Origin of the sequence: Streptomyces sp. NPDC012935 (genome assembly GCF_042900345.1) — a bacterium.
GTDB lineage: Bacteria > Actinomycetota > Actinomycetes > Streptomycetales > Streptomycetaceae > Streptomyces.
The window spans coordinates 170253-185309 of record NZ_JBIBBC010000016.1; the positions used below are offsets into that span (position 1 = coordinate 170253).

The window sequence follows — 15057 nt, forward strand, 5'->3', positions numbered from 1 at the left end:
CCGGCCACCCCCGATGTCCCCTACTGAGCCCCGGAGTTCTGCTGATGCGAGAAGGCTGTGTCCCCTGGCCCGAGGAAATGACCCGCGCCTACCAGGAGCGGGGGTACTGGACGAAGGAACTCCTGGGCGATCTGCTGGCGCCGGCCCTGCGGCGAGACGCCTCGAGGCCCGCGCTGATCACCGCCGACCTGACCCTGACGTACGCGGAGCTGGACGCGGCGGCCGAACGGCGTGCGGCCGGACTGCGCGCCCGGGGCCTCGCGCCCGGCGACCCGGTCGTGGTCCAGCTGCCGAACGGGGCCGAACTCGTCATCCTGTGCCTGGCGTTGTTCCGGACCGGTGTGCTGCCGGTCTTCGCGCTGCCCGCCCATCGCACCTTGGAGATCAGCCATCTGGTCGCCTCCTCGGACGCGGTCGCCTACTTCTGCGCCGACCGCGGACCCGACTGCGACTACCGGGAGATCGCCCAGCAGGTACTGGCCCGCACCGACAGCCTCAAGGACGTGTACGTCCTCGGCGACCCGGGTCCCTTCACCGGGCTGGACGACCTCGACGCGGATCCTTCGGACACGCCGGTGACGGCGGCCGACGGACCGCGGGACGCGACGGACGTGGCGTTCTTCCTGCTGTCCGGCGGCACGTCCGGGCCGCCGAAACTCATCCCGCGCACTCACGCCGACTACATCCACCAACTGCGGCTCAGCGCCCGGCTGTGCGACGTCGGCCCGGAGAGCCGTTACCTGGCGGCGCTGCCCGTCGAGCACAACTTCGCCCTGGGCTGTCCGGGAGTGCTGGGCACCCTCCGGGCCGGAGGGGCCGTCGTGCCCGCGCCCGCCCCCACGCCGGAGGAGTGCTTCCCGCTCATCGAGCGAGCGCGGGTGACGGTGACGTCACTGGTGCCGTCACTGGTGCCGCTGTGGCTCGAGGCGACCGAGTGGTCCCGCAACGACCTCTCCTCCCTCCGGCTTCTCCAAGTGGGCGGCGCCCGGCTGGACCCCGCCACCGCCCGGGCCGTGTCCCCCGCGCTGGGCTGCACCCTGCAGCAGGTGTACGGCATGGCGGAGGGGTTGCTGAACTACACGCGGCTCGACGACCCCGACGACCTGGTCCACCACTCGCAGGGGCGTCCGCTGTCGCCCGGCGACGAGATCCGGCTGGTTCGCGAGGACGGCACGGAAGCGGACGAGGGAGAGGCCGGCGAACTGCTCACCCGCGGGCCGTACACCCTGCGCGGCTACTACCGGGCGCCCGAGCGCAACCGCACGCACTTCACCGAGGACGGCTTCTACCGGACCGGCGACCTGGTCAGGAGGTTCGCGGGTGGAAACTTCGAGGTGGTGGGGCGCCTCAACGACGTGATCAACCGGGGCGGTGAGAAGGTCCCCGCCCAGGAAGTGGAGGAGTACCTGCTGCTGGAACCCCGTATCCGGGCCGCCTCGGTCGTCGGGCTGCCGCATCCGCTCCTGGGCGAACAGACCTGCGCCTGCGTCGTCGTACGGGACGACACCGTCGCGCCGACGCTGCGCGAGGTCCAGCGCTGGCTCCGGGACCAGGGCATGGCCTCCTACAAACTCCCCGACCGGCTGGTGGTGCTGGACGAACTGCCACTGACCGGCGTGGGCAAGGTCGACAAGAAGGAGCTGCGGGCCGGGCTCGCGGAGCCTGCGGGCGGGGCCTAGGGCGGTCGTTCGGATCGGGTCGGCCAGGAGAGACTGCGGCTCCCCGCCGACCCGAGAGTGGCACGGCAACGCCATTGGGCGGGAGACGTCGCATGCCGTTCGAGTTGCCCTCGCATTCAGTTGACACCTTGAACGTATGCCCCTGTATTTTAGTGCGCCTGACGGATGATCGAAGCGTGCAGGGTTAGGCAATCCTCTTCCTGGTCCATGGGCTGACCTTTCCCGCGGGCCGTGCGCTTCGAATTGTGGAGTGACTTCGGTTCGATGCACGGGGGAAAGCGCGGTGTCACGCCGTGGAGGGGGAAATTAGCCGCGCTTTTGCGGAGTGGGCAATTCCTTTTGTTGTTCCGTCGGCAGTTGGTCGACCGCTCGCGGTTCGAGACTGACCCTTTCCGTATCCGTCCCCTGCGCAGACGACGCTCCTGGGTGCGTGCTGTTGCCCGCTGGGCATTGATGGGGAACCTGCGGAGGGATCATGGAAATTCGGCTACTCGGACCGTTGGAAGCCCGGCACGGCCTACGTCCGGTGCAACTGGGCTCCCCCAAGCAGCAGTTCGTCTTCGGGGTGCTGGCCGTCGAGGCCAACCGGTATGTCCCCCTCGCCCGGCTGGTCGACCTGATCTGGTGCGGGACGCCCCCTCGCTCGGCGGTCACGGTCGTCAGGGCGCACATATCCCGATTGCGCCGTGCGCTGGCGGCAGCGGACGTGCCCTCGGAAGTGGCCTCGCTGGTCAGAACCCATCGGGGCTACATCCTCGAAACGGACCTGTTGAAAGTGGACTGCCACTTGTTCCGGCACCTCGTCGAACGAGCCAGACGCTCAGGGGACGACCGGGCCGTCGAATTCTACAAACAGGCCCTGGCGCTGTGGCGTGGCGACCTGCTGTCCGGCCTCAGCGCGGATGGCGCGCTGTCGAGTTACGGCCTCGGCCTGCAGGAAATGCGCCTGATGACTTTCGAAGATCTTGTCGAGGCGCAACTGCGGCTCGGCGGTCACCGGCTTGTCGTCGACGAACTGAGGGAATTCATCACCGACCACCCGGACCGGCAGCGCGCCGTGTTTCTGCTGATGCTCGCCTACTACCGGGACCGGAACGTGGATCGTGCCCTCGAAGTGTTCCGCACCCATCGGAAGCGGCTCGCCGAGGACAGCGGTCTGACCCCCAGCCGGGAACTGCAGGACCTGGAGACGGCGATTCTGCGCTCCGATCCCGCACTGGATCTGGTCGGAGCCATGCCGTGATCCGAAGGTCAGGCGCGCGGCACCAGATACGGGGCGATGCTGCCGAGTTTCTCGCACGTCTCGGTGAACTCGCGCTCCGGTCGGGACCCGGCGATCACTCCCGCACCGGCCTGCAGCCACGTCCGTCCGTGCCGTTCGAACGCCGACCGCAGCAGGAGCGCACTGTCCATCGCCCCGCGGTGGGTCACCCGCAGCACTGTGCCCGCGTACAGATCGCGCGGCTCCTCCTCCACCTCCGCGATCATCCGAAAGGCCGTCGCCTTGGGGATCCCCGAGGCCGTGACGGCCGGGCAGAGCACCGCCAGCGCGTCCCAGCAGGTCAGGCCCTGCCGTAGTTGTCCCGACACCCGCGACGCCAGGTGCTGGACGTTCCCCCGCTCCAGCACCGCCATGAACTCGCTCACCGCGACGCTGTCAGGCCGGCAGATTTCCTCGAGCTCCCGCTGCGCGAGGCGCACCGAGATCGCGTGCTCGTAGACCTCCTTGGGATCGGAGAGGAGATCAGCCAGGAGCCGCGCGCGTTCCGCGGCCCCGTCGCCCATGGCGCGGGTGCCGGCCAGCGGCTGGGTGGACACCCGACCCGACTCGTCCGCCTCCACCACGGTCTCCGGGCTGAAGCCGACGGCCTTGCGCCCGCCGAGGTCCAGCAGGAACGAACGGGCGGGTGACTGGGCGCCGCGGCCACGGACGTAGGTGAGCGGGAAGTCGATCGGCTCCTGCACCGGCACGCGCCGAGAGACGATCGCCTTGTCGAGCCGGCCCCGCCGTATCGCCTCGATCGTGTGGGCCACCCGGTCCCGGTAGCCGCCGTCCAGCGTGAGGGCGGGTACCGGTGCGGTCGCCGGACGAGCGGCCGGGATGTCCTGTGGCGCGGACACCAGGCGGTGTATCCGGTCCAGAAGGGCCGGATCGGCACAGCGTATCCGTGCCCGCCCGGCGGTCAGGTCGACCTCGGCGAGGGGGACGACGAGGTGCAACAGCTCCGGTGCGGACGGCAGGTCCTCGGTGCCGGCCCGGAGATGGCCCAGTTCGAAGCCCGCCCAGCCGTATGCGTTCGGCTCCCGCACGGGCAGGTCCGCGAGCGCCCGTGCGACCGCGTGGAGCGGTGGGCCCGTGAGCCCTGTCCGGGTCTCCCGGCCCGCTTGGCGCACGGTCAGCTCCTTCGGGTGCAGGACGATTTCGGCCAGCGCTCCGCCTGCGAACCAGAACTTGCCGTCGCGCTCGTAGACCAGATGGCTCGCGAACGCGCCGGACCGGGCGAGCCCGGCCGCGACGAGCAGGGGGGCGTCCACACATTCCGCTTCGGTCTCGTGATAGACCGTCACATCCTTGTGCTGCACCGTGCTCATGGTCGTACTTCCTCACGCCGGTGGGGCACCGGAATCGCGGTGCCGACGATACGGGGCCGATGAACTGAGTACGGTGCCCAGCCCGCAGGCCCGACTCGGACAGCCGGAATCCCACAACCCGCAGACGCCGGGCTTCGTTTCTGCAACGCAGCCACTGTGCGGAGACGGCATTGCACCGGTATTGCACAAGCGTTGCGCCGCAGGAGTCGGCGCCTGGAAGGCGGCGCACCGCTCCGGCGCAAGGTTCTTGCAATGGGTGTGCAATATCAGCCGCGAAGGCTTGCCATCGGTCACGCCAACGATGCGAAACGCGCCGTGAGTCGCGCTGTGAGGAGAACTGGGTTGACTGGAAAACGGCGGAGTTCGGGCGGGGAAACGTCATGAGGGATTCGGTGTCCCTCACCCCGTGGCTACGCAGATACGGCCCCGTCCGGAATTCCGCACGGGTGATCTGTTTCCCGCACGCGGGCGGCACCGCCTCGTACTTCCGGCCCTGGCGGGCCGAACTCCCCGCGGACGTCGACCTTCTCGCCGTGCAATACCCGGGGCGGGAGGAGCGGCTCGACGAACCCCCGGCCCGCACGGTCGACGCTCTCGCCGCGGCGATCACGGCCGAAGCGGCCGAACTGTGCACCGTACCCACCGTGCTCTTCGGCCACAGCATGGGCGCGGCCGTGGCCCATGAGGTCGCCCTGCGACTGGAGGCGGACGGACGGCGGCTCGCCGGACTCGTGGTGTCCGGGCGCCCCGGCCCAGGCGCCCTGCGGAACACCGCCCGGCACCGGCTCGACGACGCGGCGCTCGCCGCCGAGATCGCCGGGCTGGGCGGCACCAACCGAGCGGTCCTGGCCAACCCCGCGCTGCGCGGCCTGCTGGTGCCCATCGTCCGGACGGATCTGATGATCATCGAAACGTACCGGCCGCCGGTGCCCACGCCGCCGCTGCGCACCTCGGTGAGCGCGGTGGTCGGGGACCGGGACACGGAGGTCACCCCGGACGAGGCCGGGGCGTGGCGGGAGACGACGACGGGCGGCTTCCGGCTCGGCGTGGTGGCCGGCGCCCATTTCTACCTCACCGACGACCGCGACACGGTCCTCGGCGAGATCCTGCGCCGGCTCGGCAGAACGCAGGCGCCGCCGGCCTGGCCGCCCACGCCATGAACGTTCCGGGTACGCACCCCGGTGCTCATCCAGAAGGAGAACCCGCGTGACCCCACGGCTGCGGCCCTACCGACGGCCGGACACGCGGTGTACGGCGGTCGGCGAACCGGCTTTCGGAAGGCGAGGAGAGTGAAGCCACCGGAGGAGAGCTTCCTGCGCGTCGCGCTGCTGGGCCCCATACGGGGCTGGAACGGCGACCGGGAGGTGGCGTTGGGCCCGCCCAAGCAGCGGGCCGTACTCGGGCTGCTCGCCAGCAGGGTCAACGACGTCGTGACGGTCGACGGCATCATCGACGGCGTCTGGGGCAGCGAGGTGCCGCGCACCGCGGTCAACGGCGTGCACACGTATGTCGCCGGGCTGCGCCAGGCGCTGGAGCCCGGGCGCGGCCGCCGGGCGAACGGAGCCCTCATCGTCTCCGTGGACGGCGGCTACTCGCTGCGCGCGGACGCCGAGCACGTGGACGCGCTGCAGTTCGAGCGGCGGCACGCCGAGGCCCGGCGGCTGCGGTCCCGGGGCGACATCGACGCGGCCATACGGTGCCTCGGGGCCGGTCTGTCGCTGTGGCGCGGCACCGCCCACGCCGGTGTGCCCGGCCCGTTCGCGGCGACGGACCGTACCAGGCTGCAGGACCTGCGGCTCACCGCGATCGAGGAGTGGGCCGCGGACCTGGTGAGCGTGGGCCGGCACCCCGAGGCGGTCACGGTGCTGTCGGACACGGTGGCGATGGAGCCGCTGCGCGAACGGCTGCGCGAACTGCTCATGCTGGCGTTGTTCCTGAGCGGTCGGCAGGCGCATGCCCTGGAGCTCTACCGGGAGACGCGTCGGCTGCTCACCACCGAGTTGGGGGTGGAGCCGGGGGTCGCGCTGAGGAGGCTGCACGAGCAGATCCTCGCGGGCCGGGCCGGCATCACCCCGGGTCCGCGCACGGTGCCGCCCGCGCCCGCCGCCCCCATGCCCGGCGGTCTGCCCAAGCCCCGCCAACTTCCGCCCGCGGTAAGGGATTTCGTCGGCAGACGCGACGAACTGGCTCACCTGCGGGAGTCCCTGGACTGCGACACCTCAGGGCCGAGCAGCACCCCGGCCGTCGCCCTGATCACCGGTGCACCCGGAGTGGGCAAGTCGGAACTGGCCCTGCAACTCGCCCACGGCCTGGCCGAATCCTTTCCCGACGGCCAGCTGTACGTCGACTGCGACGGGTCCGGTCTGCGCGGTCGGCCGCTCGGGGCAGCGGACGCACTGCTCCACGTGCTCCGCAGCCTGGGAGTGGAGGAGTCCGCCGTCCCCGCCGATCTGCGCGGGCGCTCCGCGCTGTACCGCAGTGTGCTGGCCGGCCGCCGGATGCTGGTGCTGCTGGACGACGTGTGCCGTCCCGAGCAGGTGCGTCCACTCATCCCCTGTGGTCCCTCCGGCCTGGTGAGCACGAGCCGGCAACGGCTGAGGGGTCTCGTGGTCCGGGACGGGGCGCATCGGATACGCCTGGACCCGCTGCCGGAGACGGAGGCCGCGCACCTGGTGGCACGGCTGAGCGGGGGCCGGCTGACCGAGCGCGAGGAGCCAACCGCCCGGCTGGTGCGGCTGTGCGGTGGGCTGCCGCTGGCCCTGCGGATCGTGGCGGAGGCCGTGTCGTCGGAGCCGGGCCTCCCGCCGACCGCGGTGGTCGACCGATATCTGCCCGAACGCGGGGGACTGGCGCGGTTCACCGTGGACGGCGACGAGAGCGCCGGCCTGCGGGCGGTCCTCGATGCGTCCTACCGCGCCCTGCCCACCGAGGCGGCTCGGCTCTTCCGGCTGCTGGGGCTCTACCCGGGGGCCACGATCACGGCTCCCGCCGCGGCCGCGCTGGCCGGCACCGACACCGCTCACGTACTGGGGCAGCTGCGGACGCTGGCCGACAACCATCTGCTGGAGGAGGCCGGCCGGCACCGCTACCGTCTCCACCATCTCCTCGCCCTCTTCGCGGCAGAGCTCGCCCAGCAGGAGCCGTGCGGCGAACGCGAGGCGGCCCTGGAGCGGTTGTTCCGGCGGGGGCTGCCGACCGACGGGCACGGCGGTCGCGCCGCGCGGCCCCTCACCCCGCGGACCAGTGTCTCGCGGCGCTGATGTGCCGTACCGCCGCAGATGAGCATGCGACCCCATGGCGCATGGCCATGCCGCGGCCGGGACGGGCATCTCGCGTGCCACGGCCGCAAGGGGACCCGCCGGTGGCGCGCACAAGGCGAGCCAGGGCTGCCTCACCCGCCGGTGAGAGCCGGCTCCCAGTAGTTGCGTCGGTGGTAGAGCAGGGGGCGCAGGCCTGGGGCAGCGCCCTCGCCCGTGACGTAGCGGGCCAGCACGGTGGTGTGGTCCCCCGTGGGGATCTCCTGCACGACGGCGCACTCCGCCCATGCCAGCACGCCCCGTTCCAGCAGCGGCAGCCCTGAGACGGTGCTGCGCCAGTCGAGGCCAGCGAACTTGTCCTGCGCCTTGGAGGCGAAGCGGACGCAGGTCTGCCTGCCATCCTCGGCCGCCATGACGTGCACGACGAAGCTCCCGCGCCGCGTGAGATGAGCACGGGTGCGGCTGCCGTTGCCGACGCAGACGAGCAGCAGCGGCGGGGCGGCCGAGACGCTGCACAGCGCCGTGGTGGTAAGGCCGACGGGGCGGCCCTCGGAGTCGGTGGTGGTCACGATGCCGACGCCGGTCGGGAAGGCGGACATCACCTCGAACAGCCCGGCGCGCAGCGTCTGTTCGTTCTCCCGCGTCCGTCCGGCGCCGTCCGTCAGAGACGAGCCCATAGTCGTGTCCTCCCTCTGGAGTGCGTGGCCGGATGCCTCGGTTCAGGCGTAGTGGGGCAGGACCTGTTCGCCGAAGGTGCGGATGGAGTCCATGACGATCTCGTGCGGGACCGTCCCCATCTGCATGACGAGGATCAGCTCGTCCACCCCGGCCGCCCGGAACCGGTCGACCTGGGCGCGGGCGACCTCGGGGCTGCCGATGACGCCGGTCAGCTTGGCATCGGGGGCGAGTCGTGCGTCCATGGCCTCCCGCAGCTCGTCCTCGGGCAGGGGGCCGGAGTCGGTGTGCAGCGGACCGAGCGGGCGGTCCTCGCCGCCGTAGTAGGCCAGTTGGGACTGCCAGAAGAAGCGGCCGCCGCGGAATCCGTACTCGCACGCCTTCCGGTCGTCCATGAGCACGGTGGACATCGGGGTGCACGCGTAGTGGTTGGTGACGGCCTCACCCACGGGTTCGGCCTTGGCGACGGCAGCGCGGTAGGCCTGTACCCGCTGGGTCAGTTTCGTCTGGGTGCCCGCGGAGAAGTTGAGGGCGCCGAGGCCGAGCGCGCCGGCCTCGCGGGAGGCGACCGGGGTGCTGCACGCGGCGAACAGCGGCGGGTGCGGCTGCTGTACCGGCTTGGGGACGATCTGGGTGGGCGGGATGTCGTAGTGCTTGCCCTGCCAGGCGAAGACCTCGTCGCGCCACATACGCGGGATCATCCGCGCGGCCTCGAGCCACTGCTCGCCCAGAGCGGGCACGTCGGTCTGGAAGGCGTGCTGTTCGGTGCGCGTGCCGCTCTTGCCGGAACCCCAGTTCACCCGGCCGCCGGAGAGGATGTCGAGAGTGGCGACGCGTTCGGCGACGCGGATGGGGTGGTTGTAACGGGGGGCGGTCAGCGTGACGCCGTGGCCGATCCGTATGCGCTCGGTGCGCGCCGCGACGTAGGCGAGGAACACTTCGGGGGCCGAGCTGTGCGCGTACTCCCGCAGGCCGTGGTGCTCCACCGCCCACACCGCGTGGTAGCCGAGCCGGTCGGCCAGCACGGCCTGTTCCACGGAGTCGAGGAAGATCTGGCGCTCGCTCTGCGGGGTGGGGGAGGCCAGCTGCATTTCGAAGAACAGGGAGAATTTCACGAGAGGGAACTCCTCAAGTCACGCTGGACGGCTTCACGAGGTGGTGTCACGGGGCCGGTCGTCCGGCCCGTCTGTGTCGGGCAGTCAGCCGCCCAGTCCCGTCCACGGTTCCGGGATGCGGGAGGCGAGGCGCGGCTTGCGTTCGGCCCAGTGGCGGATCGACAGGGCGAGCGCCGAGGCGGGGTCCTTGACCTGGCGCGTGGGCTCCACGGGTTCGGCGAGGCTGGTGTAGCTCTCGAACATGCCGAGCAGCTCCACGACCTGGAGCTGGACCGGGGACAGGTGATCCCGGGCGAACGGCAGGAAGAAGCGGTGCCAGCGCTTCGTCGTGATGAAGGGCGGCGGCTCGATCGGCGGGAGCGAGCGCTCGGCGCGCCACTCGTTGAGCGTTGTGCACACCACGTCCAGCAGCTCGCTCAGCCGCAGGCAGTTGGCGCCGCCCGCGATGACCTCCGTGACCGGTGCGGTGGGCGGTGTGCCGAGGGCGGCGCCGACGGTGACGTCGGCGACCTGGTCGACGGGCGCCAGCTCCGCGTGGCCACCTGGCTCGCCCACCAGCGCGGCGGCCAGTCCGGAGACCAAGGCCTGCACCAGCGTGTAGGGGCCGGTGAAGCGGCCGATCGCGCCGTCTGCGGTGCTGCCGATGATGAGCGGCGGGCGGACCACGGTGAGCGGCCCGGGGTGCCGCTCCCGCACGATCGTCTCGCAGGCGGCCTTGGACCACTCGTAGCCGTTGCGGTAGCGGCCGAACGAGGAGGCGACGGCGTGCTCCGCGGGATCGGCGCCGTCGGCGTAGGCGGTGGACAGGTGGACGAGGTGGGTGCGTTCGTCCAGCAGGTCCAGCAGCGCTTCGGTGGGCCGGACGTTGGCCTCGACGGCCTCTTCCCGGGTCATGCTCCAGCGGGTCGAGGCCGCGGTGTGCACCACCACGTCCCAAGGGCCGCGGACCTCCTCCGGCGGCGGCTCCTGGCCGATCCGCCAGGCCACCTCGTCTGCGTGCGCGGGACGCCGGGTCACAGCGGTCACCTCGGCCCCTGTGCCGGCCCCGGCGAGCGTCCGCGTCACCTCCTGGCCGACCACTCCTGCGGAGCCGGTGATCAGTATCCGCATCGTGCATTCCCCTCTGAGCCGTACGAATGCGTACGGGCGCCGTGCGCCGCGCCGGTCATGGCGCGACGACCAGGCACACGTTGTGGCCGCCGAAGCCGAACGAGTTGGACACGGCCGGTCCGCGTGCGATCCGGCGGGGCTCGGCGTGGACGATGTCGAGCATCGCGGTGTCCGGGCCGGGGGTGTGGAAATTGGCCACGGGCGGTACCAGCCCGGAGGCCGCGGCCAGGGTCGTCACGGCTGCCTCGACCGCGCCCGCGGCGCCCAGCATGTGCCCCAGTACGCCCTTGGACGCGGTGACGGGCGGGCAGGCGTCGCCGAAGACGTGGGCGAGCGCACGGGCTTCGGCACGGTCGTTGTGCACCGTGGAGGTCCCGTGTGCGTTGACGTGGTGGATGTCCTCCGGCCGGAGTCCCGCGTCAGCCAGCGCGAGACGCAGGCAGTCGGCCGCCACCCCGCCGTCCTCGCGGGGCGCGACCATGTGGGAGGCGTCGGAGTTGGACGCATAGCCCAGCACCTCACCGAGCACGGTGGCGCCCCGCGCCGTGGCGTGTTCCCAGGACTCCAGCATCAAGAACGCCGCTCCCTCACCCATCACGAAGCCGTCCCGGTCGGCGTCGAAGGGGCGGCAGGCGGCGGCCGGGTCGTCGTTGCGCCGGGACAGTGCCCGCATCTGCGCGAAGGAGGACATCACCAGCGGGGACACGGCCGCTTCCACACCGCCGGCGATTACGAGGTCCAGTTCGCCGGAACGGATCTTCTGCACGGCCTCCCCAACGGCGGTGGCTCCGCTCGCGCAGGCCGTGGCGTAAGTGAGGGCGGAGCCTCTTGCGCCCAGCTTGAGGCTGATGCGGGCCGCCGCACTGCTGGCCATGATGCGGGGCACGCTGAAGGCGGGAACACGGCTGGGGGTGGCCCCGTACTCCATGGTGAGCGCCTCGGTCGCGCTGAGGCCACCGGCACCCACGCCGACCAGGACGCCGGTGCGGTCCGGGTCGGCGATGCTGTCGGGCCGCTGGTCGCCGACGGCGTCCAGGGCCGCGGCCACGGCGAGCACGGCGGCGCGTTCCATCTGGCGGGACTCGCGCGTGGAGACGTACGGCGTCGTGTCGAACTCCGGCACCGTGCAGGCGAAGGTGACGGGCAGTCCCGCCTCGGCGAACCCGTCGACGGTGGCTGCCGTCGACCGGCCCACGAGCAGGGCGTCCATGACCTCCTTGGCCGCGGCGCCCGCCGCGGTCCGCATGCCGATGCCGACGACTGCCACTCGGCGGCGAGCGCTCATACCCGCTCCCCGAGCAGGTCGATGGCGTCTTTGACGCATTCCAGATCCATGAGGTTCTCGACTTGGAAGCGGACGCCGAGTTCGTTCTCCAGGCGCGTTCCGATCTCCATCAGCTCAAGGCTGTCGATGCCGTACTCGGTGCGCAGGTTGGTGGACTCCTCGATCTGCGCCACGTCGACGCCGACGACGAGGGCGACCTGGGTCCTCACTGTTACCGCCAGCTCGGCGCGGTCCATTGCCACTCCTTCTCGTGTGCTCGTGCTGTTGTCGGGGTGTGTGGTCGATCAGGGCGGCGCTACGGCTGCGGCCTCGGGACGCGCAACCCGGGGGCCGTCTCGTCCAGGTCGAGTGTCGCGGGCAGACCGAAGGCGCGCCGCGCCAGGTACTGCCGGGTCGCCACCGGGGTCGGCGGGTGGAACCGGACCGCCTGGGCGTCGCGCCACAGACGCTCCAGCGGCAGCGCCCTGGAGTACGAGGCACCACCGCAGGACTCGGCGAGTGCGCCCACGAGCGCGGGTACGGTCCGGACCGCCTGCTGCTTGACGGCGAGGGCGGTGCCCAGGAGCTGTTCGGGGGCGGCGCCGGACTCCAGACGCCGGGCCACGTCGGCGCAGGCGGCCTCCAGGGTGAGGAGGTCCGCGATGTGGTCGCCGACGGCTGCCTGGTAGCTGGGCAGTTCGGCTCTGGTGCTGCCGAGATGGCTGATCCGCAGCCGTCCCATCAGCCCGGTGGCGTGCCGCAGCGCGGACTGGGCCAGCCCGAGGTAGCAGGCCGTGGCGGTCAGGGCGAACCAGATGGTCCCGGCGGCGAACACGTCGTCGTCCTCCGCGCCGGCGGGCGCCGAGTAGAAGACGAGGTCGTCGGGGACGAAGCAGTCCTCCAGCACGAGGGTGTTGGAGGCCGAGCCGCGCATGCCGAGGGCGTTCCAGTCGGTCACCACGGACAGGCCGGGGGCGTCGGTGGGCAGCAGCGCGACCCTTACGGTGTCCGTGCCCGGCTCCTCGCCATCGGTCTGCATATGGAGGCAGACCAGGTCCGCCTCGGCGGCGAGCGAGCAGGGGCGTTTGGTGCCCGAGACCCGCCAGCCCTTGTTGACGCGGCGGGCGCGCAGCGTCGAACGGGTGGTGGAGCCGCCGAGGTTGGGCTCGGCGAACGCGGAGGCCAGCAGCCGCCTCTGGGTGGCGATGGCCTCCAGCAGCAGCCACGAGGTGTCGGTCCTGCGCTGCCAGTGCTCCACCATGAGTCCGACGGAGAACAGGTGCATGTTCACCGCCACGGCCAGGCCGGGATCGGCGGCGCCCAGGGCGCGTTGCAGCGCACAGCAGCGCACCAGGCCCGCTCCGCCACCGCGGAACTTCTCGGGCACGGGCCGCCCCGGCCAGTCCAGTTCGCGCAGCAGTTGCAGGCTCTCCAGGGCGGGAGTGCCGTCGCGGTCGGCGGCTGCGGCGCGGTCGGCGATCTCCGCGAGGGCCGCCTGCGGCAGTTCGGCCTCGACGTCGGGCCACAGACCGTCGAACAGCCCGTCGGCGCCGTATGGTTCCCCCTGCTGGACCATGGTCATGCTCGCTCCTCTCCGGCCACGTCGGCCGTACGGGGCGCGGTGTCGCCCACCGTGTCGCGTGCCTGCTCCACTGCTCCGGCCAGCCTGTCCAGGGCGAGGGCCACCTCGTCGTCGCTTGCGATCATCGGTGGCAGGAGCCGGAGGGTCTCCGGGCGGCTCAGGCATGGCGAGACCAGCAGGCCGCGCTGGGCCAGCCCGACGACGACCTCCCCGGCGTGTTCGGGCGTCGCGAAGTCCAGCCCCCGGATGAGTCCGCGCCCGCGTACGTCAGTCAGCACCCCGGGGAACCGCACGCGCAGGGCGTCGAGTCCTGCGCCGAGCAGCTGTGCGACGTGCGTGCCTCGGTCCGCGTGTTCTTCGATGGCCGCCAGGGCGGGCGGAACGGCCGCCATGCACAGCGGCTGCCCGCCGAAGGTTGCGGTGTGGCGGAAGGGATCGGCCAGCAGGGGCGCGTACAGCTCGTCCGTGCAGACCGCCGCCGACACGGGCACGACTCCGCCGCCCAGCGGTTTGCCCAGCAGCACGGCGTCCACGGGGAGCCCGGCATGCAGCGCGAGGGACCGCTCGCCGGCGCGCCGCAGCCCGACCTGGATCTCGTCGGCGATGACGAACGCTCCCGCCTCCCTGGCGTCCGCCGTCCAGCGGGCAAGCACCTCGGGGCGCAGCTCCGCGACGCCGTTCTCGCCCTGGATGGGCTCGAACACGAGGGCCGCGAGGCCGCTGCCGGCGGCCTCGCGCACGGCGTCGGGGTCGTCCGGGTCGAGGTGCAGCACCCCGTCCAGCAGCCCCTGGAGCCCGTCGCGGAACCGCTCGTGCGAGGTGAGTGCCAGCGCGCCCATGGTCTTGCCGTGGTACGCACCCCGTACGGCGGCCACGGTGGCACGGCCGGTGACGAGGCGGGCGAGCTTGATGGCGACCTCGACCGCGTCCGCGCCGTTGGTGCCGAAGTAGACGCGGCGCAGCGCGGGCGCGCCCAGGTAGGCGGTGACGTCCTCGGCGGCGCGGGCCATGGGCGGGCTGCTCAGCGTCCTGGTGGACACCGGCATCGCGGTCAGCTGCGCGCGGACGGCGTCCACGACCGCGGGGTAGCGGTGCCCGAGCAGCGCGACGGCATACGAGCCGAAGTCCAGGGCGCGGCGCCCGCCGGACAGCCGTACCTCGCAGCCCTCACCCACGACTTCGACCTCGCCCTGGCCGGCGAACTTGCCGGACAGTGCGAGCGCGGGTGACATGTGGTTGCGCAGCCGCTGGAAGGTCTGCCGGGCCAGTGCCGCGTCGCCGCGGGCGGCAGCTGCGGCCGGGGCGGTTTCAGTCGCTGCCAACGCCGGCCCCCGTGTTTCCCAGGCCGGCGCGGTTGCCGAGGTGCGTCAGCATGGCCTGCGAGTTGTCCTCCAGGGCGCGGGCCGCGACGGGATTGAGCAGGTCGCTCATCATGGGGATGCCGATGTCGAACTCGACGTGCAGTTCGACCGTGGTGACCTGCCCGTCCGACCTGACCTGCCAGTGCCCGGTGAAGTACGCGAGGTCCCCCTCGGTCTGCCGGAAGTCGATCCGCCGCTTGTCGTGATCGATGAACTCCTCTTCCTCCCATTCGAGTTCGGAGCCCTTGAGCAGAACGAGCCACCTGCTGACCCGGACGTCGCCCTGCCTGCTGACCACCGTGATGTCCCGCACTTCGGGCATGTAGCTGGGATAGGACTCGTTGTCCAGCAGGGTTTCCCAGACCTCGGCGGGGTCTTCCTGAGTGGTGTGGCTGGTCGTCACCGTCGGCATGCGCGGGTTC

Annotated in this window: 13 protein-coding genes; 4 read left to right on the forward strand and 9 right to left on the reverse strand. The window is 71.7% G+C overall.

Features of this window, described 5'->3' with window-relative positions; all coding sequences use genetic code 11:
- Positions 1-77 precede the first annotated feature (77 nt).
- The gene (locus ACFY5C_RS31695) at positions 78-1679 is read left to right on the forward strand and encodes a (2,3-dihydroxybenzoyl)adenylate synthase (RefSeq protein ID WP_389450610.1); all 1602 of its coding nucleotides are present in this window, start codon (positions 78-80) and stop codon (positions 1677-1679) included.
- A 499-nt stretch (positions 1680-2178) separates the two neighbouring features.
- Positions 2179-2922, forward strand: coding sequence for a BTAD domain-containing putative transcriptional regulator (locus ACFY5C_RS31700; RefSeq protein WP_389450613.1), 744 nt, complete (start codon positions 2179-2181; stop codon positions 2920-2922).
- A gap of 8 nt (positions 2923-2930) precedes the next feature.
- Here ACFY5C_RS31700 and ACFY5C_RS31705 read toward each other — a convergent pair whose 3' ends face one another.
- Complete coding sequence (locus tag ACFY5C_RS31705) at positions 2931-4271, reverse strand: salicylate synthase (RefSeq protein WP_389450616.1); 1341 nt, start codon at positions 4269-4271, stop codon at positions 2931-2933.
- A 380-nt stretch (positions 4272-4651) separates the two neighbouring features.
- Here ACFY5C_RS31705 and ACFY5C_RS31710 point away from each other — a divergent pair, with 380 nt between their 5' ends.
- Complete coding sequence (locus ACFY5C_RS31710; RefSeq protein WP_389450619.1) at positions 4652-5431, forward strand: thioesterase II family protein; 780 nt, start codon at positions 4652-4654, stop codon at positions 5429-5431.
- Positions 5432-5560: 129 nt separating this feature from the next.
- On the forward strand, positions 5561-7531 hold the full coding sequence (locus ACFY5C_RS31715) for a BTAD domain-containing putative transcriptional regulator (protein WP_389450622.1): 1971 nt from the start codon (positions 5561-5563) through the stop codon (positions 7529-7531).
- Between the two features lie 131 nt (positions 7532-7662).
- On the opposite strand, the gene ACFY5C_RS31720 is transcribed toward ACFY5C_RS31715, so the two are convergent.
- From ACFY5C_RS31720 to ACFY5C_RS31755, 8 genes are all read right to left on the reverse strand, one after another.
- Complete coding sequence (locus ACFY5C_RS31720) at positions 7663-8205, reverse strand: flavin reductase family protein (protein WP_389450625.1); 543 nt, start codon at positions 8203-8205, stop codon at positions 7663-7665.
- Between the two features lie 42 nt (positions 8206-8247).
- The gene (locus ACFY5C_RS31725) at positions 8248-9318 is read right to left on the reverse strand and encodes an LLM class flavin-dependent oxidoreductase (protein ID WP_389450628.1); all 1071 of its coding nucleotides are present in this window, start codon (positions 9316-9318) and stop codon (positions 8248-8250) included.
- An 84-nt stretch (positions 9319-9402) separates the two neighbouring features.
- The gene (locus tag ACFY5C_RS31730) at positions 9403-10428 is read right to left on the reverse strand and encodes an SDR family oxidoreductase (RefSeq protein ID WP_389450631.1); all 1026 of its coding nucleotides are present in this window, start codon (positions 10426-10428) and stop codon (positions 9403-9405) included.
- 55 nt (positions 10429-10483) lie between these two features.
- On the reverse strand, positions 10484-11713 hold the full coding sequence (locus ACFY5C_RS31735; protein WP_389450634.1) for a beta-ketoacyl-[acyl-carrier-protein] synthase family protein: 1230 nt from the start codon (positions 11711-11713) through the stop codon (positions 10484-10486).
- Positions 11710-11949 carry an acyl carrier protein gene (locus ACFY5C_RS31740; RefSeq protein WP_389450637.1) on the reverse strand — a complete coding sequence of 80 codons (240 nt, stop codon included), beginning with the start codon at positions 11947-11949 and terminating at the stop codon, positions 11710-11712. The genes ACFY5C_RS31735 and ACFY5C_RS31740 overlap by 4 nt, the downstream gene beginning before the upstream one ends.
- Before the next feature lie 59 nt (positions 11950-12008).
- Positions 12009-13274 (reverse strand): acyl-CoA dehydrogenase family protein, encoded by a 1266-nt coding sequence (locus ACFY5C_RS31745; protein ID WP_389450640.1) that lies wholly within the window; start codon positions 13272-13274, stop codon positions 12009-12011.
- Positions 13271-14596 carry an aspartate aminotransferase family protein gene (locus ACFY5C_RS31750; protein WP_389450643.1) on the reverse strand — a complete coding sequence of 442 codons (1326 nt, stop codon included), beginning with the start codon at positions 14594-14596 and terminating at the stop codon, positions 13271-13273. The genes ACFY5C_RS31745 and ACFY5C_RS31750 overlap by 4 nt, the downstream gene beginning before the upstream one ends.
- Positions 14583-15047: a type II toxin-antitoxin system RatA family toxin gene (locus ACFY5C_RS31755; protein ID WP_389450646.1), complete on the reverse strand. Its 465-nt coding sequence runs from the start codon at positions 15045-15047 to the stop codon at positions 14583-14585. Before ACFY5C_RS31755 ends, ACFY5C_RS31750 begins: the two co-directional genes overlap by 14 nt.
- Positions 15048-15057: the final 10 nt, after the last annotated feature.

Bases quoted from the DNA above. Each gene is read 5' to 3' on its own strand.
- ACFY5C_RS31745 (WP_389450640.1), bottom strand. From the start codon at position 13,274: ATGACCATGGTCCAGCAGGGGGAACCATACGGCGCCGACGGGCTGTTC.
- ACFY5C_RS31705 (WP_389450616.1), bottom strand. From the start codon at position 4,271: ATGAGCACGGTGCAGCACAAGGATGTGACGGTCTATCACGAGACCGAA.
- ACFY5C_RS31735 (WP_389450634.1), bottom strand. From the start codon at position 11,713: ATGAGCGCTCGCCGCCGAGTGGCAGTCGTCGGCATCGGCATGCGGACC.
- ACFY5C_RS31730 (WP_389450631.1), bottom strand. From the start codon at position 10,428: ATGCGGATACTGATCACCGGCTCCGCAGGAGTGGTCGGCCAGGAGGTG.
- ACFY5C_RS31755 (WP_389450646.1), bottom strand. From the start codon at position 15,047: ATGCCGACGGTGACGACCAGCCACACCACTCAGGAAGACCCCGCCGAG.
- ACFY5C_RS31720 (WP_389450625.1), bottom strand. From the start codon at position 8,205: ATGGGCTCGTCTCTGACGGACGGCGCCGGACGGACGCGGGAGAACGAA.
- ACFY5C_RS31740 (WP_389450637.1), bottom strand. From the start codon at position 11,949: ATGGACCGCGCCGAGCTGGCGGTAACAGTGAGGACCCAGGTCGCCCTC.
- ACFY5C_RS31710 (WP_389450619.1), top strand. From the start codon at position 4,652: ATGAGGGATTCGGTGTCCCTCACCCCGTGGCTACGCAGATACGGCCCC.
- ACFY5C_RS31695 (WP_389450610.1), top strand. From the start codon at position 78: ATGACCCGCGCCTACCAGGAGCGGGGGTACTGGACGAAGGAACTCCTG.